At 64.9% G+C, this 17,906-nt stretch carries 15 protein-coding genes; 7 read left to right on the top strand and 8 right to left on the bottom strand.

Annotated elements, in window-relative coordinates; all coding sequences use genetic code 11:
• Positions 1 to 64: 64 nt before the first annotated feature.
• Both Q2M23_RS25865 and Q2M23_RS25860 read right to left on the bottom strand, forming a co-directional pair.
• Complete coding sequence (locus tag Q2M23_RS25865; RefSeq protein ID WP_057020172.1) at positions 65 to 895, bottom strand: enoyl-CoA hydratase; 831 nt, start codon at positions 893 to 895, stop codon at positions 65 to 67.
• Positions 896 to 1,132: 237 nt separating this feature from the next.
• Positions 1,133 to 1,834: an SDR family NAD(P)-dependent oxidoreductase gene (locus Q2M23_RS25860; protein WP_316397494.1), complete on the bottom strand. Its 702-nt coding sequence runs from the start codon at positions 1,832 to 1,834 to the stop codon at positions 1,133 to 1,135.
• A 71-nt stretch (positions 1,835 to 1,905) separates the two neighbouring features.
• On the opposite strand from Q2M23_RS25860, the gene Q2M23_RS25855 reads away from it, so the two are divergent.
• The gene (locus Q2M23_RS25855; RefSeq protein ID WP_316397515.1) at positions 1,906 to 3,687 is read left to right on the top strand and encodes an acyl-CoA dehydrogenase family protein; all 1,782 of its coding nucleotides are present in this window, start codon (positions 1,906 to 1,908) and stop codon (positions 3,685 to 3,687) included.
• Between the two features lie 53 nt (positions 3,688 to 3,740).
• Positions 3,741 to 4,829, top strand: coding sequence for a Zn-dependent alcohol dehydrogenase (locus Q2M23_RS25850; RefSeq protein WP_018269116.1), 1,089 nt, complete (start codon positions 3,741 to 3,743; stop codon positions 4,827 to 4,829).
• A gap of 138 nt (positions 4,830 to 4,967) precedes the next feature.
• On the opposite strand, the gene Q2M23_RS25845 is transcribed toward Q2M23_RS25850, so the two are convergent.
• The 4 genes from Q2M23_RS25845 to Q2M23_RS25830 all read right to left on the bottom strand — a co-directional run bounded on the left by Q2M23_RS25845 (position 4,968) and on the right by Q2M23_RS25830 (position 9,562).
• The gene (locus Q2M23_RS25845; protein ID WP_057020071.1) at positions 4,968 to 5,321 is read right to left on the bottom strand and encodes a nuclear transport factor 2 family protein; all 354 of its coding nucleotides are present in this window, start codon (positions 5,319 to 5,321) and stop codon (positions 4,968 to 4,970) included.
• Positions 5,322 to 5,530: 209 nt separating this feature from the next.
• The gene (locus tag Q2M23_RS25840) at positions 5,531 to 7,003 is read right to left on the bottom strand and encodes an amidase (protein ID WP_316397492.1); all 1,473 of its coding nucleotides are present in this window, start codon (positions 7,001 to 7,003) and stop codon (positions 5,531 to 5,533) included.
• Positions 7,004 to 7,257: 254 nt separating this feature from the next.
• Complete coding sequence (gene mbfA / locus Q2M23_RS25835; RefSeq protein ID WP_057016287.1) at positions 7,258 to 8,229, bottom strand: iron exporter MbfA; 972 nt, start codon at positions 8,227 to 8,229, stop codon at positions 7,258 to 7,260.
• Between the two features lie 178 nt (positions 8,230 to 8,407).
• A complete protein-coding gene (locus Q2M23_RS25830; RefSeq protein WP_316397491.1) occupies positions 8,408 to 9,562 on the bottom strand; it encodes an alpha/beta hydrolase in 1,155 nt (384 codons plus the stop codon).
• 102 nt (positions 9,563 to 9,664) lie between these two features.
• Between Q2M23_RS25830 and Q2M23_RS25825 the strand changes: the two genes are divergently transcribed.
• Complete coding sequence (locus Q2M23_RS25825; RefSeq protein ID WP_316397490.1) at positions 9,665 to 10,171, top strand: hypothetical protein; 507 nt, start codon at positions 9,665 to 9,667, stop codon at positions 10,169 to 10,171.
• Between the two features lie 218 nt (positions 10,172 to 10,389).
• On the opposite strand, the gene Q2M23_RS25820 is transcribed toward Q2M23_RS25825, so the two are convergent.
• Positions 10,390 to 11,934: an acyl-CoA synthetase gene (locus tag Q2M23_RS25820; RefSeq protein ID WP_316397489.1), complete on the bottom strand. Its 1,545-nt coding sequence runs from the start codon at positions 11,932 to 11,934 to the stop codon at positions 10,390 to 10,392.
• Positions 11,935 to 12,114: 180 nt separating this feature from the next.
• Positions 12,115 to 13,287 (bottom strand): acetyl-CoA C-acetyltransferase, encoded by a 1,173-nt coding sequence (locus Q2M23_RS25815; protein ID WP_057016283.1) that lies wholly within the window; start codon positions 13,285 to 13,287, stop codon positions 12,115 to 12,117.
• 174 nt (positions 13,288 to 13,461) lie between these two features.
• On the opposite strand from Q2M23_RS25815, the gene Q2M23_RS25810 reads away from it, so the two are divergent.
• The 4 genes from Q2M23_RS25810 (at position 13,462) to Q2M23_RS25795 (ending at position 17,829) form a co-directional block, all read left to right on the top strand.
• A complete protein-coding gene (locus Q2M23_RS25810) occupies positions 13,462 to 14,127 on the top strand; it encodes a TetR family transcriptional regulator (RefSeq protein ID WP_057016282.1) in 666 nt (221 codons plus the stop codon).
• Between the two features lie 46 nt (positions 14,128 to 14,173).
• The gene (locus tag Q2M23_RS25805) at positions 14,174 to 14,932 is read left to right on the top strand and encodes an SDR family NAD(P)-dependent oxidoreductase (protein WP_016847447.1); all 759 of its coding nucleotides are present in this window, start codon (positions 14,174 to 14,176) and stop codon (positions 14,930 to 14,932) included.
• Between the two features lie 180 nt (positions 14,933 to 15,112).
• On the top strand, positions 15,113 to 15,919 hold the full coding sequence (locus Q2M23_RS25800) for an enoyl-CoA hydratase/isomerase family protein (RefSeq protein WP_168858655.1): 807 nt from the start codon (positions 15,113 to 15,115) through the stop codon (positions 15,917 to 15,919).
• A gap of 41 nt (positions 15,920 to 15,960) precedes the next feature.
• A complete protein-coding gene (locus Q2M23_RS25795; RefSeq protein WP_316397487.1) occupies positions 15,961 to 17,829 on the top strand; it encodes an AMP-binding protein in 1,869 nt (622 codons plus the stop codon).
• The last annotated feature ends 77 nt before the right edge of the window (positions 17,830 to 17,906 follow it).

The following is a 17,906-nucleotide window of genomic DNA, read 5'->3' as shown; positions in this document are numbered from 1 at the left end:
GCGAAAGCGTTTCTTTCGATGGATTGCCGGGTCAGGCCCGGCAATGACGGACATCGAACTAGGATCAACTCCCCCGAAACACCGGCTTGCGCTTCTCGATGAAGGCCTGCACCGCCTCCTTGTGATCGGCCGTCGTGGTGAGCCGGATCAGCCGCTCGGCCTCGTGGTCGCGTGCGGTGGCGAAGTCGAACTGCAGCGCCTCGTCGAGATTGTCCTTCATGTAGCGCAGCGCCAGCGTCGGGCCTTCGGCGATGGACTTCGCCAGCGCAAAGGCGTCGTCCTGCAGCGTTTCGTCCGGCACCACGCGATTGACGAGACCGATCTGCTCGCATCTCGTGGCGTCGACCTTCTCCGAGGTGAACATCAGCTCGCGGGCGCGCGAGGTGCCGACCAGCCGCGTCAACAGCCATGCCATGCCGTAATCGCCGCTCAGCGCCACGCGCAAGTAACCGGTCGAGATGAAGGCGGATTGCGCCGCGATCCGGATGTCGCAGGCCATCGCGATCGCAAGGCCGGCGCCGACCGCGGGACCGGGAAGGGCAGCAATGGTCGGCTTGCGCACCGAGGCCAGCGAGCCGGTGAGCAGGCGCTGGCGCTCCTGCAAATCCGCGACCTTGTCCTCATAGGACATTTCGAGCTTCTTTTTGTCGCGATGCGCGCCCATGCCCTTGACGTTGCCGCCGGCGCAGAAAGCCTTGCCGGCGCCGGTGACGAGCAGCACGCCGACCTCGGGGTTCTCGCCGCAGGTCTTGATCATCGTGCGCAGCGCCGGCGTCAGTGTGTCCGACAGCGAGTTGCGGGCGTCCGGGCGATTCAGCGTGATGACGGCGACGCGATCGCGGATCACGCAGAGCAGTTCGTCGGTGCCGGTCTCGATCTTGATTTCAGCGGTCATGTCGTCGCTCCCCATGTCTGTTTGTTTCGTCATTCCGGGATGGTGCGCTAGCACCAGACCGGAATCTCGAGATTCCGGGTCTGGTGCTAGCGCACCATCCCGGAATGACGGTGAAAGTTACTTCACGCGGTGAGCAAAAGGCGCCAAGCCTCGTGCGCACCGCCTCACAGCTTGCTCGCGATCTTGATCACGTTGGCGTTTCGTCCAGCCTACGCTGCTTACATGATCTTCGTCATCTCAAAACTTCTCAACCCAGGGCCGCAATTCCAGCTCCCAGGTCCAGGCACTGCGCGGCTGCTGCAGCACGCTCCAGTAGCTCAGTGCAATCGCGTCGGGATCGAGCATCGAGTCCGGCCGGTCGGCGGGCTCGGCGCGGGCAGCGCTGCGGATGCCGCCGTCGATCACGAAATGCGCGACGTGAATACCCTGCGGCGACAGTTCGCGCGCCATGCTCTGCGCGAGGCCGCGCAAGGCGAACTTGCCCATCGCGAACGGCGCCGATTGCGCATAGCCCTTCACGCTGGCGGAGGCGCCGGTGAACAGGATTGCGCCCTTCTTGTTGGGCAGCATGCGCTTCGCCGCCTCCTGCGCCACCAGGAATCCGCCGAACGCCGAGACCGCGATCGCCTGCTCGACCTCTGAAGGGACCAGTTCAACGAAGGGCCCGCGCGAGCGGCCGGAGGCGTTGTAGACCACGAGATCAGGCGTTCCAATCTCGCGCTCGACCAGACCAAAAAGACGTTCGACATCCTCGGCCTTGGTGGCGTCGCAAGCATAGGCCCGCGCGCCGGTTTCGGTGCAGAGCGCGCCGAGCTTCTCGATGCTGCGGGCGCCGAGTGCCACGCGAATTCCCTCCCGCGAAAATAGCCGCGTCAACGAGGCGCTGAGACCCTCGCCGGCGCCGACGATCAGGGCGATCTTGTATTTTGGAATATCCATTGGGCTTTCCTTTGCTCGGCCGGAGGAGGATAGTCGTGCCCAAACAAATGAGGACCGAAGCCGGGAATTCAATGCAGCCGCACAAGCAGGATCCGAAAACGTCAGCCGCCAGCCAGCCGGGCCTGCTGGCGCCCGACACGACGGGAATGAATTTCTACCGGGCCGATCCGGCGCTGACCGATCTTCTGAAGCTGCATTTGCCCGATGCATTGTTCCGCCATATCGAGCCGCATCTCGACCGCCTCGGTGGATTGGCCGGAGGCTATCTCGACGAATGCGCGCGGCTTGCCGACCGGCATACGCCGGTGTTGCACCAGCGCGACAAGTTCGGCCGCGACGTGCAGCACATCGAATATCATCCGGCCTATCGCGAGATCGAGAAGGCCGCGTTCGGCGAGTTCGGCATCCATGCGCTGTCGCTCCGCAAGGGCATCATGGGCTGGCCCGACAAGTATCCTGTCGTGGCCAAGCACGCCTTCACCTTCCTGTTCAACCAGACCGAATTCGGTATGGGCTGCCCGATCAATGTCACCGACGGTTGTGCAAAGCTGCTGGCAAATTTCGGCAGCGAGGCGTTGAAGGCGAAATATCTCGACGGCCTGACCCAGACCGACATGAGCAAGCTGACGCAGGGCGGCCAGTTCATGACCGAGAAGGAGGGCGGCTCCGATGTCGGCACGCTGACCACGCGCGCCGTGCAGGAGGGCGACCACTGGCGGCTCTATGGCGAGAAGTGGTTCTGCTCCAACGCCGATGCCAAGGTGGTGATGCTGCTGGCGCGGCCGGAAGGCGCCGGGCCGGGCACCCGCGGCGTCGGCCTGTTCCTGATGCCGCGTTTCCTCGACGACGGTTCGCAGAACCATTACCGGATCGTGCGGTTGAAGGACAAGCTCGGCACCCGCTCGATGGCCTCGGGCGAGATCAAGTTCGACGGCGCGATCGCCTACGCCGTCGGCAAGCTCGACCGCGGCTTCGTGCAGATGGCCGAGATGGTGAACTCGTCGCGGCTCTCCAACGGCGTGAAATCGACTGCGCTGATGCGCCGCGCCTGGCACGACGCGATGACAGTGGCGCGTGGCCGCGTGGTGTTCGGCCAGCGCATCATCGACCTGCCGCTGGCGCGGCGGCAGCTGATGAAGATCATGCTGCCGACCGAACAGGCGCTGTCGATGAGCTTTTTGACCGCTGACGCGCTGGACCGCGCCGAGGCCGGCAGTCAGGACGCCGCGGCGCTGCTTCGCATCCTGACGCCGACGCTGAAATTCCGCGCCACTCGCGACGCCCGAAAGGTCTGCGGCGATGCGATGGAGATGCGCGGCGGCATCGGCTACATCGAGGAATTCGTCACGCCGCGGCTGCTGCGCGACGCGCATCTCGGCTCGATCTGGGAGGGCACCGGCAATATCGTCGCGATCGATGCGCTGAAGCGTGCGGTCGGCCGCCATGGCGCCGACAATGCGCTCGCCGCCGATCTGCATGCGCGGCTCGATGACAGCCCGAATGTTCCGCAGGCCTGGCGCAACCGGCTGCGCGATCTCAGCGACCGTGCGGTCGCGTTTGCGCGCGAGGTGGCGAGCCGCATCGACAATGAGGGCGACGCGCGCCGCGCCACCAGCCTGCTCTATCATGTCGCAAGCGCGGTCGCGCTGGCGTGGGAGGGCGGGCGCATCCACCAGATGCGCGGCGATGCGCGCCGGCTGTTGCTGTCGCGGATGGTGATCGATCACCGCGTGCTGCCGGGCGATCCGTTCCGGCTAACGGAAAATACCGTTCAGCGCACGATGACCGAGCACCTGCTCGGCGATGGCGCGGTCGGCATGGCCGAGGTTGGCGAATTGCTTGACGCAGCGTAGGCTGCTGCGCGAGCGAACTTTTCAAACAATCAAAAACGTCAAGGGAGACCCCGATGAAGGCCGCCGTCCTGCATGAAGTCAATCAACCGCTGGTGATCGAGGATGTCAGCGTGCCCAATCCGGGGCCGCGCGAGGTCCTGATCCGCACCGCGGTCGCGGGCCTCTGCCATTCCGATCTGCACTTCATGGAAGGCCTCTATCCGCATCCGCTGCCGGCGGTGCTCGGCCATGAATCGGCCGGCGTGGTCGAGAAGGTCGGCTCCGACGTCAATTACGTGAAGCCCGGCGATCACGTCGTCACCTGCCTGTCGGTGTTCTGCGGCACCTGCGACAACTGCACCACCGGCCGCACCGTGCTGTGCACCGACACCACGGTGAAGATGCTGCCCGGCGCCTCCAACCGCCTGTCATGGGGCAGGAAGGAGAAGCTCAACCAGTTCCTCAATCTGTCGTCCTTCGCCGAGCAGATGCTGGTGCACGAGAACGCCATCGTGAAGATCAAGAAGGAGATGCCGCTCGATCTCGCCGCGCTAATCGGCTGCGGCGTCATCACCGGTTATGGCGCGGTGGTGAACACCGCGAAGGTGACCGCCGGCGAGACGGTGGCTGTGATCGGTTGCGGCGGCGTCGGCATGGCCGCGATCAACGGTGCGCAGATCGCCGGCGCCGGCCGCATCATCGCGATCGATACCAATCCGGCCAAGTTGCAGCTTGCGACCAAGCTCGGCGCCACCGATATCGTCGATCCGGCCCGCGGCGACGTGGTCCAGCAGGTGCGCGAGCTCACCGGCGGCGGCGTGCAGCACTCCTTCGAGGTGCTCGGCCGCAAGGACACCGCCGAGCAGGCCTTCGCCATGCTGGCGGCGGGCGGCACCGCGACCATCGTCGGCATGATCCCGTTCGGCCAGAAGATCGAGCTGCACGGCTTCGACTTCCTGCGCGAGCGCCGCATCCAGGGCTCGTCGATGGGCTCCAACCACTTCCGCGTCGACATGCCGCGCCTCGTCGACTTCTACATGCGCGGCAAGCTGCATCTGGAAGACTGGATCTCGGCCAAGCTGAAGCTCTCCGAGATCAACGAGGGCTTTGCCAACATGAAAGCCGGCAAGACGCTGCGCAGCGTGATCATGTTTGATAGCTGAGCGTGTGTCGTCCCGGCGTAGGCCGGGACCCATACGCCGCGGCCTCGCTTTGGGCACGTGGGTGGACGACTTTCTTTACTCACCACAAGCTGCGGTGGTTATGGGTCCCGGCCTGCGCCGGGACGACACCTGAATCGCTCACCGCGCGACATGCGCGGATACCGCGCGCCATTTTCCGTTCTGCCGCGCCCAGCAATCGGTATAGCGGCCGTGCGCCGGCTCACCGTCCGCGTTGGTGTAGCTGGTCTGGGCGTGGATGATGGCGAAATCGCCGAGGATGCGGATTTTGACGTCCTCGGCCTTCAGGCCCTTGATCTTCACCGGGATCGCGGTCTGCTTCAGGAAGGCAGCGCGGTCGACCAGGCTCTTGTCGGGATTGGTGCAGTAGAAGTCCTGCGCCAGAATTTCGTCGAAGCGCTTGACGTCGCAGTTCTGAACGGAGTCAACGTAGTCCTTGTTGAGCTTCGTGAGCTCCTCGAGATCGTTGCTCATTGGTTTCCTCCCTGGTTCTGCTGTCCGTCATTGCTGTGTCGGCGGCGGCGGCCTCGATACCGTCATCCTGAGGAGCCGCGAAGCGGCGTCTCGAAGGATGCACGGCCCGGCCGGTGGCCGTCGACCCTTCGAGACGCGCGCAACGGCGCGCTCCTCAGGGTGACGGCGATAGAGTTAGGTGCCCTTCGTCGCTCTGCAATGACCGCTGATCAATCATCGAACATCTTCGGCGGCACGAAGCCGCCGAATTCGCGCTCGATCAGCTCGGCGAGCTTGAGCGGCGTGCGGTCCTCGAGCCAGGGGCCGACGATCTGCGCGCCGACCGGCAATCCGTCGGGCGCAAAGCCGGTCGGGATCGCGGTCGAAGGCAGGCCGGGCAGGGTCGCGATGCCGGGCCAGGCGAGCTGGTCGGTGTAGATGTAGGGCTCGCCGTCGATCAATATCCGCCGCTGCTCCTGGTCGGGCGCATGATCGTGCGGATAGGCCGGCGTCGGCATGATCGGGCAGATCACCGCGTCGAACGATTTGAACAGCTCGCGCCATTGCGCGCGCAGCCGCGAGCGGGCGACCGTCGCCTGTACCCAGTCGCGGTGGCTGAGCGCGATGCCGCGCAGCCGTTCGGCCTGCAGGCTGTTGTCGCCGGCGGGCAGCGCGGCCGCTGCCGCGCAGGCGCCGGCATAGACCTCCGGCGGGAAGGTCGCGGCGAGGAACGACAGCAACATCCGCATATAGAGCCGCGAGGACGCCGCGAAATCCGGCAGCAGCGGGCTCGACCGCGATATCTTGGCGCCGGCCTTGTCGAGGTGGCTCGCGAGCTTGTCGATGCTGCCGCGAACCGCCTTGTCGGTCGGCAACACCGAATCGGTGTCGATCACGAGGATCCGGAAATCCTTCAGGCTGGCGTGGCGCGCCGCCGGCAGGTCGAGGCGATAGGCCTTGCCGGCATCGAGCGGATCGGGAGCGGCCATCACGTCGAGCAGCAGCGACAGGTCGGCCGCGCCGCGCGCCATCGGGCCGGTTACCGCAAGGTCGCGCTCATAGATGATGGGCGGTGCCGGCGGCGCGGTGTGGCCGCGCGACGGCAGCAGCGCGAAGGTCGGCTTGTGCGCATAGACGCCGCAATGAAACGCCGGCACGCGCAGCGAGCCGCCGATGTCCGAGCCGAGCGACAGCGCGCCATAGCCCGCGGCGAGCGCCGCCGACGATCCGCCGGAGGAGCCGCCCGGCGTGCGGCCGAGGTCGTAGGGATTGTTGGTGGTGCCGTAGATCTCGTTGTAGCTCTGCCAGTCGGCGAGCCCGACCGGCACGTTGGTCTTGCCGAGGATGACGCCGCCGGCGTCCTTCACGCGCTGAATCGACAGCGCGTCCTCGGTCGGGACAAAATCCTTTTGCGGCAGGAAGCCCCAGGTCGTCGGCAAGCCGGCGACGTTGAAGGATTCCTTCACCGTCATGGGGATGCCGAGCAGCGGCCTGTGCTCGCCGCGCGCGATCGCGGCATCCGCAGCGCGCGCAGCGGCGAGGCCGCGCTCGAAGTCGCGCACGCAGACCGCGTTGACCTTGCCGTCGTGGCGCTCGATGCGGCCGATCGCGTCCTGTGCGAGCTCAACTGCCGAGACCTGCTTGTTGCGCAGCGCCTTCGACAACTCGACGGCGGTCTTGAAGCTGTATTGCGATTTGGCCACGGCGTGCTCCCGGTTTGTTGTTGGCGCGATGATGGGCAGTTTGGCTGCCGCCCGCAAGCGCTGTAGCCGTGACGTTGTCGCCGTGTTTGATCGGAATTGCTCTGCTCTACCTCGCCCCGCTTGCGGGGAGAGGTCGCCGCGCGCTTGCGCGGCGGGTGAGGGGGTACAGGTACGTCGACTTGCGTCACGTGTGGATATGGCCCCTCACCCCAACCCTCCCCGTAAGAACGGGGAGAGGGAGAATTGAACCGTTGCTACGCCGCGCCGATCAGGATGCCGACCGCGAGCACGATCGCGCCGCCGAGCACGATCTGGAATACCGCCTGCAGGAACGGCGTGTCCATGTAGCGCGCGCGGATGAAGGCGATCGCCCACAATTCGAAGAACACCACGATCCCGGCGATCGCGGTCGCGATCCAGAATGCGTTCGGCCAGGCATCGGGCACCAGATAGGGAATGGTGTGGCCGAGCCCGCCGAGCGTCGTCATCAAGCCGCAGGTCAGGCCGCGCAGCCAGGGCGAGCCGCGGCCGGTCAGCGAGCCGTCGTCGGACAGCGCCTCGGCAAAGCCCATGCTGATGCCGGCGCCGATCGAGGCGGCAAGCCCGACCAGGAAGGTTTGCCAGTTGTGATGCGTTGCGAAGGCGGCGGCGAACAGCGGCGCCAGGGTCGAGACCGAGCCGTCCATCAATCCGGCGAGACCCGGCTGCACATATTGCAGCACGAACATCCGCCGCCGCGTGCGGTCTTCCTCGGCGCGCACGTCCGGCTTGAGGATCTCGCCGGTCAGCTTCACCGCGAGCTTCTCGTGGCCCTTCTCCTCCTCGGCGAGATCGCCGAGCAGCCGCCGCACGCCGACATCCTCGGCCTTCTCGGCGGCTTTGGCATAGAAGCGCTCGGCTTCCAACTCCATGGTCTCGACTTCCTTGCGGATGGTGTCGAGCGGCAGGTTCTTGGTGAGCCAGATCGGGCGGCGGCGCAGGAAGCCTTTGACGTCCTCGCGCCGGATCGGCGGCAGATGCGCCCCGAAGCGCTGCTCGTAGGTTTCCAGCAGTCGGTGGCGATGGCCGCGCTCCTCCTCGGCCATCTCCTCGAAAATCTTGGCGGTATCGGGATAGCGCCCGGCGAGATCCTCCGCGAACGTCATGTAGATGCGGCTGTCCTCCTCCTCGGAGGCGATCGCGACCGCCAGCACCTCGCGCTCGGTCAGATCGGCAAAGTTCTTCACGGCAACGCCTTGTTCACAGAGTTTAAAATTAGAATAGTTCTAAACTATAGGGTTGCACCGGCGCCGGGTCAAATCCGGATCGGCCCGGATTCGCTGTTGCAGCACCGGCAAGCCGCGCGGGTTGAGCGAAGAAAACGCCTGAGATCAACGGGATGCGACGCGACGGCCGAACGGGAATCTAGCGCTGTGCGCCGGCGTCTCGCAGGAATGTGAGCAGCAGCCGGCTCACCTCATCGGGCTGCTCCTGCTGCACCCAGTGCCCGGCACCGTCGACCAGATGACAGCCGATCATGTTGGTGCAGGCTTTCGTCTGCATCGCCTCGAACACGCCAGGCCGCTGATAGGTGCCCCAATCCTGTTTGCCCGAAATGAAGGCCGACGGCTGGTCGATCGTGCGGCCGCTCCAGGTCTGTAGCTCCGGGACGAACGCCCCCGAGGTGCCGCAGCGATACCATTGCAGCCCGCCCTGGAATCCGGTCCGCCGATATTCGGCGCTGTAATATGCGAGCTCGCTATCCGGCAGCCACGTGTTGGCGGCGATCGCCTCGCGTGACGGCATCTCCTCGGCGACGGTCGCGGCCATGTTCTTGGCGATATCCATCACGTAATAGGTCGGCAGTTTTGCCAGTTCGCCTGCCGACCAGGATTGCAGCGGATACGGCTTGTTGTCTTTCCAGTCCGCGCTTTTGTGGTGGTAATAGGCACGCAGGAAGTCGTGCACGCCCTGCGGCGCGCGATGCATGTCGTCACTGGCCGGGCGCGTCGAATAGTACCATTGGTAGTGCTTGCGCGGCCGCGGCAGCGCGGCGAGCTCGCGATGCACGGGGTCGTCGGTCGCTGGCTTTGTCGGCGCGCTCGCGGTGTTGAACGGCAGCGACGGCGGCCCCGAAAACGGCGCGCTCATCATCACCACCGCGCGGAACACGTCGGGCCGGATCAGTGCGCACCACGCCGCAACCGACGAGCCGAAATCGTGCCCGATCACCGCATCGACGTGCTTGTAGCCGAACGCAGCGACCAGCCCGAGCGCATCGCGCACCAGATTGGGCAGGCGGAATGACGCAAGATCGCCGTCATACTCCGCACTCCAGCCTGATGTGCGGCCATAGCCGCGCTGGTCCGGCGCGATCACATGATAGCCGGCGGCGGCGAGCTTCGGCATCACCTTGCGCCAGGAGAACGCCAGCTCCGGAAAGCCGTGCAGCAGCAACAGGCAGGGCCGGCCGGATGTTTCGAAGCCCGCTTCCAGCACATGCATGCGCAGGCCGTTGATCCCGTCGACATAACGCGAGCGGATGGTGGAGGGCAGCGGGATGTCGGGGAGGGCTGGCATCGGAGATCACCTGTTTGGCATCGCCGCACAACCAGCGCATTTCGCTGTATGCTGGCGGCCATTGTTTCACGATAGCAACTTTGCCCAGGGGATGCATACCGCATGCGCCACGCCAGGATTGCAGAGCTGACCGGCTCGATGTCGCGCCTCGGTCTGACGGTCGTGGCCGCAAGCTTGATGCTGGCATCGGCCGTGCGTGCCGCCGACATCAAGCAACTGACCGAAAGACTGCCGCACGCCTATATCGGCGAATTCCTGTGGGACGGTGACGCGACGGTGCAGCACCTCGTCATCACCTTCGACAAGGTGCAAGCGCTGAACGAGCAGAACGCGGAAGCGCGCGGCTGCGGGTCATACGAGGTCGGCGGTCACGTAACCAAGATCGGCGTGCAGATGTTCATCCGGCTGTCCGATCTCGAGGTCGAGCTGTTTGAGCGGTCGCCCGACGACAGTGGATCGTTCGAGACCGAGGGCAGCCACCGCGGCAAGCTGTCGGAGGATTTTAAGCAGATCGATGCGCAGTGGACCACCACGGCAAATGGCAAGCACGGCCAACTGCATCTGCGCGCCGCGGCGTCTGCCGCGTGCGAACCGGCGGCGGAGTTGTAGGTCGGCGGGGTGCGCGCAAGCGGCGTCCCGCGTGCGCTCTTCATCCTCCCCCGGATCGTTTGCACTATTTCGGAATATTGGAAATCTATCTCTGAGTTGCCCGACGTGTCAAGCTGCCTTGTCGAACGCGGGCAGCCGCCAGCTCCTTTGCATGGGGTTGTTTTCGATATTTTGGCCGCGGCGCGACGACGGCCCCTCCGGGGAGCGGCGAACCGCGGTCACGGCCTGGCAGGCACCTTCGGCCAATAGCGGTCGCGCAGATGGCGCTTCACCAGTTTGCCGGTCGGCGTGCGCGGCAGCTCTTGCTCGAAGTCGATGCTCTTGGGGCATTTGATCGGCGACAGATGCTGCCGGCAGAACGCGATCAGCTCGGCCTCGAGCTCCTTGCCGGCCCTGGTGATGTCGTGCGGCTGCACCACGGCCTTGACCTCTTCGCCCATCTCCTCGTTCGGCACGCCGAACACCGCGACGTCGGACACCGCCGGATGCGTGATCAGGACGTCCTCGGTCTCCTGCGGATAGATGTTCACGCCGCCGGAGATGATCATGTAGCTCTTGCGGTCGGTCAGATAGAGGAAGCCCTCTTCGTCGAGGTAGCCGACATCGCCGAGCGTCGACCAGCCCTTGGTGTTGTAGGCCTTCTTCGTCTTCTCCGGATCGTTGTGATAGGAGAACGCCGGCGCGTCGGCGAAAAAGACCTGACCGATCTGGCCGGTCGGCGCTTCCTCGTCGTTCTCGTCGAGGATCTTGACCTTGCCGACCACCGCGCGGCCGACCGTGCCGCGGTGGGTCAGCCATTGCTGCGAGGTCGAGACCGTGACGCCATTGCCTTCGGAGCCGGCGTAATACTCGATCAGGATCGGTCCCCACCATTCGATCATCTCGGCCTTGACGTCGACCGGGCAGGGCGCCGCGGCGTGGATCGCGCCTTTCAGCGACGAGACCTTGTAGCGTGCGCGCACTTCGTCGGGCAGCTTCAGCATGCGCACGAACATGGTCGGCACCAGCTGCGACTGCGTCACCTTGTGCTTCTCGACCTGCTTCAGAAATTCCTCGGCGTCGAAATGCTCCATGATGACGGAGGTGCCTCCGAGCACGGTGGCCATCATGTTGAAGCGCAGCGGGGCCGCGTGATAGAGCGGCGCCGGCGACAGATAGATGCTGTCGGCATTCATGCCGCACATGTCGGCGGTGAGAATGCGCAGGAACGGGTTCGGCACGTCGATCCGGTTGCCCTCGAACTGCTTCTTGATGCCCTTGGGTCGGCCGGTGGTGCCGGAGGAATACAGCATGTCGTAGCCGGCGACCTCGTCGGCAACCGGCGTGGTCGGCTGCGCGCCGGCTTCCTTGTCGTAGGAGCGGAAGCCCGGTGCGGGCTCGTCCATCATGTAGAACAGCGGCTCGCCCGCCTCGCCCTTGATCAGGCCCTTCACCTTGTCGGCGCACTGCGGGGTGGTGATGAACACCTTCGCGCCGCAGTCCTTGATGATGTAGGCGATCTCTTCTTCCGTCAGATAGCGGCTGATCGCCGTGTAATAGAGACCCGAGCGCTGCGCTGCCCAGCAGATCTCCATGAATGCGAGCCGGTTTTCCATCAGCAGCGCGATGTGGTCACCGGCCTTCAGGCCGAGCGAGCGGAACAGATTCGCGCCCTGGTTCGAAAGCTCGTCGAGCTCGCGATAGGTGATGGCCTTGCCGGACGCCGCCATCTGATAGGCGATCTTGTTCGGATGGGTGCGCGCGTGGATCGACGGATGGGTCATTGTGTTTCCTCGGAGCATCAATAGTGGTCGTCCCCGCGAACGCGGGGACCCATAACCACCAATTTTTCTTGTTGGACTGAGTTGTGGCCCCAGCCGCGCCTAACCACAAACGGCTGTGGTTATGGGTCCCGGCCTACGCCGGGACGACATCATTGTTGTGGCCGCTGATGCGGACTTTTCTTACAGCCGCTCGACAATCGTCACATTGGCCATGCCGCCGCCTTCGCACATGGTCTGCAGGCCGTAGCGCTTGTTGCGCTGCTTGAGGGCATGCAGCAGCGTCGTCATCAGCTTGGTGCCGCTGCCGCCGAGCGGATGGCCGAGCGCGATCGCGCCGCCGTTGACGTTGAGCCGGGCCGGATCGGCGCCGGTGGTCTTCAGCCAAGCGGTCGGCACCGAGGCGAAGGCCTCGTTGACCTCGAAGAGATCAATGTCGTCAATCTTCATGCCGGCCTTCTGCAGCGCGCGCTGGGTTGCCGGCAGCGGCGCTTCCAGCATGATCACGGGGTCGCCGCCCATCATGGTGAGGTGATGGATGCGCGCCATCGGCTTGACGCCGAGCGCCTTCAGGCCCTTCTCGTTGACGACCATGACGCCGGAGGCGCCGTCGCAGATCTGGCTGGCGCTCGCCGCGGTGAGCTTGCCGTTCTCGGCGATCAGCTTGACGCCCTTGATGCCGTCGAGGCTGGCGTCGAAGCGGATGCCTTCGTCGATGTGATGGGTGTCGGTCGAGCCGTCGGCGCGGGTGATCTTGACCGGCACGATCTCGTCCTTGAAGTGGCCGGCTTGCGTGGCCGCGATCGCGCGCTGATGGCTGTTATAGGAGTATTCGTCGAGCTCGTCCTTCGACAGGCCGTACTTCTCGGCCATCATCTCCGCGCCGGTGAACTGGCTGAACACGATGTTGGGATACTTCGCCTCGATGCCCGGGCTCTTGTAGTGGCCGAAGCCGTTCTTGGCGGGCAGCGAGGAGGCGAGGCCCATCGGCACGCGGGTCATCGATTCCACGCCGGCGGCGATCACGCAGTCCATCGTGCCAGACATCACCGCCTGCGCCGCGAAGTGCAGCGCCTGCTGCGAGGAACCGCACTGGCGGTCGATCGAGGTCGCCGGCACGCTCTCCGGCAGCTTCGAGGCCATGACAGCGTTGCGCGCGATGTTGGTGGACTGCTCGCCGGTCTGCATCACGCAGCCCATGATCACGTCCTCGACCTGCGCCGGGTCGGCGCCGGTGCGCTCGACCAGCGCATCGAGCACGGTCGCGGCCAGATCGGCCGGATGCCAGCCGGCGAGGCGTCCTCCCTTGCGGCCGCCCGCGGTGCGAGCGGCGGCGACGATATATGCCTCGGCCATGTCTGATCTCCCTGATGTTTCCGGATTGGGCGGTCTGAAAGTTGGGCCGGATTTAAGGGGTGGCTCAGCATTTAGTCAATCAATCAATTAACTCTTGAGTGCGGCCCCGCCATGGGCTTATGTGCGGCCTCGATTTACCGTCGAACCCTGACCTAGAGCGGGACCAGAGCGCAGTTGAATACCAGCGTACCGACGAAACTTCCGGCCGGCAAAAATGCCACCGCCGACAAGCTTTTGGTTGCGGCCAGTGAGCTGATGATCGAGCGCGCCTCGATCGAGGTGTCGCTGTCCGACATCGCGCAGAAGTCGGGCGTCAACGCCGCGCTGGTGAAATATCATTTCGGCAACAAGGACGGGTTGTTGCTGGCGCTGCTGGCGCGCGACGCCGCCACCGAGATATCGCAACTCGAATATCTCATCAGCCAGCCGATCACGCCGTCCGCAAAATTGCGGCTGCATATCGGCGGCATCATCCGCGCCTATCACCAGTTCCCCTATATGAACCGGCTGATCCATTATCTCCTGCACGAGAGCTCGCCTGCCGCTGCGAACGAGGTGTCGAAATTCTTCGTCGCGCCGCTTTTGGATTTTCACCGCCGGCTGCTCGCAGAAGGCATCAAGGCCGGTGAATTCCGCAAGATCGATCCGGTGCTGTTCTACACCAGCCTGATCGGCGCCTGCGATCATCTGTTCTTCGGCCGCCACGCGATGTCGCGCGCGGTCGGCGTCGGTCCGGTCACCGACGAGGTCTGCCGCGATTACATCAAGCACATGGAAGCCTTGATCTTCGGCGGCGTGCTCAATCCCGATAAGGAAACGGCAGCAGTCGCCGCCGGATAACAAAGTTCGAGTCTAGAGAAGAAACGCCCAAGGAAAGGTTGTATCCATGCAGTTGAAAGACGTTGCTGTTCTCATCACCGGCGGTGGCTCCGGCCTTGGTGCCGCAACCGCGCGCGCCATGGCCGCCAAGGGCGCCAAGATCGGCGTGATCGACCAGAACAAGGAAAACGCTGAGAAAGTCGCCGCCGAGGTGAAGGGCGTCGCGCTGCATGCCGACGTCACCGACGAGGACGCGATCAAGGCTGCGATCGCCAAGGCCGAGGCCGCGCACGGCATCGCGCGCGTCTTGATGAACTGCGCCGGCATCGGCGGTTCGCAGCGCATCGTCGGCAAGGACGGCGTCTATCCGCTGGCAAAGTTCGTCCGCATCATCAACGTCAATTTGATCGGCACCTTCAACGTGCTGCGCCTGTTCGCCGAGCGGCTGGCGACCGAAGCCCCGATCGGCGAGGAGCGCGGCGTCGCGATCAACACCGCATCGGTCGCGGCCTATGAAGGCCAGATCGGCCAGATCGCCTATTCCGCCTCGAAAGGCGGCGTCGTCGGCCTCACGCTGCCGGCTGCGCGCGACCTCGCCAGCCTGAAGATCCGCGTCAACACCATCGCGCCGGGCCTGTTCCTGACGCCGCTGTTGATGGGTCTGAACGAGGAAGCGCGTAAGAGCCTCGGCGCCCAGGTGCCGCATCCGGCCCGCCTCGGCGATGCCTCGGAATACGGCAACCTCGCGGTCCACATCGTCGAGAACCCGATGCTCAACGGCGAAACCATCCGCCTCGACGGCGCCATCCGCATGGCGCCGCGCTAACGGCGAATTCCGCTGTCGTCCCGGCCTTGCGCGCAATTGCGCGCTGGAGCCGGGACCCATACTCCGCGGCGTCTGTAACAGGCAAGCTGGCAGACACCGCGCAAAACAACAAAAGCCTGTGGTTATGGGTCCCGGCTCGCGCTTCGCTTGGCCGGGACGACGGTCGGGAGGACCATGCGCGTGTCTCAGCCGCTGCTGATCGAACATCACGACGGGGTCGATTGGGTCACGCTCAATCGTCCCGAGAGCCTCAACGCACTCGACCCTTCGCTGATCGACGCGCTCAACGTCTATTTCCAGGGCCTGCAGCGCAATCGCGACACCCGCGTCGTGGTGCTGAAGGGCGCCGGTGCGAATTTCTGCGCCGGGCTCGATCTCAAGCACGCGATGGCGCGCCGTGGTGGACAGACCGAGCCGCCCGGCGTCACGGAGTCGCTGGACTCGCAGCGGCGCATCGCCGACATCGTGATGCTGATGCGGCGCGCTCCGCAGCCGATCATCGCGCTGGTGCAGGGTGCGGCCGCCGGCGGCGGCTTCGCGCTGGCGCTTGCCGCCGACATCCGCATCGCGGCGAAGAACGCGCGGATGAATTGCGCCTTCATCAAGCTCGGTCTCGGCGGCTGCGATATCGGCACCAGCTATTTCCTGCCGCGCCTCGTCGGTGTGTCGGTTGCGTCCGAATTGATCCTCACCGGGCGCTTCATCCATGCCGACCGCGCGCTTGCGGTCGGCCTGGTGTCCGAGGTGGTCGAGGTCGCCGATCTTGATGCTGCGGCCAATCCTTATGTCGAGGCGATGATGACGGCCTCGCCGGTCGGTCTCCGCCTCTCGAAGGAATGCATCAACATGAGCGTCGATGCCGGCTCGATCGAGGCCGTGATTGCGATGGAGGATCGCAATCAGGTGCTGTGCAGCCGCTCGGAAGATTTCCAGGAAGGCATCAGGGCCTTTCTCGAGAAACGAAAGCCTGTCTATATCAGGCGCTGAGAACAGATCCTCAAAAGGACAAGAATTCCGGGAGACGCAAAATGGATGGAGACGCGGCGATGCTGACGAAACCTGCCTTTCGCAAGGTGGATTGGCTCGCACGTGACATCGCGGTCGAGCGGCGCGGTGACGGCACCGTCGTCCTGAAGTCGCGGATTCCGCTCCAGGCCTACGAGACGCATATTCCGGCCTATCTCGCCAAATGGGCGGCGCAGGCGCCGGAGCGGATCTGGCTCGCGCAACGCGGTGGTCCCGACCGGCAATGGCGCAAGGTGTCCTATGGTGAAGCCAAGCGCACCGTCGATGCGCTGACGCAAGGCCTGCTCGATCTCGGCGTCGGCGACGGCCGGCCCGTCGCGATCCTCTCGGGCAATTCTATCGAGCACGCGCTGATGACGCAGGCCGCGATGCAGGCGCGGCTGCCGGCCGCGCCGGTGTCGCCGGCCTATTCGCTGATGAGCCAGGATCATCTCAAGCTCAAATACCTGTTCAACCTGATCAAGCCGGCCGTCGTGATGGTGCAGGACGGCCCGACTTTCGAGAAGGCGCTCAAAGCGATCGATCTCACCGGCATCACGGTCGTCCACGTCCTGCGTCCCTGCGAGGGCATCACGAGCGCGGCCTTTGCCGACCTCGCGGCAACGCCGGTGACGGCTGCGGTCGGCGAGTCCATCGCGAAGATCACGCCCAGGACCGTCGGCAAGCTGCTGTTCACCTCGGGCTCGACCGGCATGCCCAAGGCCGTCATCAACACCCAGGAGATGATGTGTGCCAACGCGGCGATGATGATGCAGGTGCGCCCGCGTGAAACGGAGGGACCGATCGCGACGGTGCTCGACTGGATGCCGTGGAATCACACCATGGGCGGCAACGCCGCGTTCAATCCGGTGCTGGTCGATGGCGGCACGCTCTATATCGACGACGGCCGGCCGATGCCGGGCCAGCTCGAGGAGACCATCAGGAACCTGCGCGAGGTGTCGCCGACCTATTACGCCAACGTGCCGGCCGGCTATGCGGCGCTCGCCGCCGCGATGGAGAAGGACGAGGCGCTGTGCGCGAGCTTCTTCAAGAACCTCTCGATCATGGCCTATGGCGGCGCCCGGCTGCCCGACGATCTCTATGACCGCATGCAGGCGCTGGCGGTGAAGACCACGGGCGAGCGCATCGTGTTCTACACCGGTTGGGGCTCGACCGAGACCGCGCCGACCTCGACCGGCACCTATTGGGACACCGAGCGCGTCGGCCTGATCGGCCTGCCGTTCCCTGGCGTCGAGCTGAAGATGGTGCCGTGCGGCTCGAAATATGAATTGCGGCTGCGCGGCGTCAACGTCACGCTAGGCTATTTCGGCCAGCCGGACCTCACGGCCAAGATGTTCGACGAGGAGGGCTTCTACTGCATCGGCGATGCCGGCGTGTTCGTGAACCCCGAAGACCCGCTGCAGGGCATCATCTTTGCCGGCCGGGTGGTCGAGGATTTCAAGCTGACCACCGGCACGTTCGTGCATGTCGGCTCGTTGCGCACCGATGCGATATCAGCCGCGACGCCGGTCGTGCATGACGCGCTGGTTGCGGGGCAGGACCGTGAGTTCATCGGCCTGCTGTGCTGGCCGAACCTGCACGCCTGCCGCCAGCTCGTCGGCAATGCCGATGCCAGCTACGAGGACGTGATCCGGCATCCCGAAGTGCTTGCCTGCCTGAAGAAGGGTTTGCAGGCGCACAATGCGTCCACCACCGGCAGCAGCATGCGTATCGCGCGTGCGATGCTGATGGTCGAGCCGCCGTCGATCGACGGCAACGAGCTCACCGACAAGGGCTACATCAACCAGCGCGCCGGCCTCGAACGCCGCGCCGCACTGGTCGAGAAGCTGTATGCCGGCAAGCCCGGCGACGACGTGATCATCTTGAACTGATCCTACGAAAGCAAACGCGTCATTTCGGGGCGCGCGAAGCGTGAACCCGGAATCCAGAGGTTCCTTACGTCGAGATT

It is taken from the genome of Bradyrhizobium sp. 33ap4 (assembly GCF_032654765.1).
Taxonomy (GTDB): Bacteria; Pseudomonadota; Alphaproteobacteria; order Rhizobiales; family Xanthobacteraceae; genus Bradyrhizobium; species Bradyrhizobium australafricanum.
Note: the sequence above shows the minus strand (reverse complement) of the source record. Positions and strands in the feature narration are given on the sequence as shown.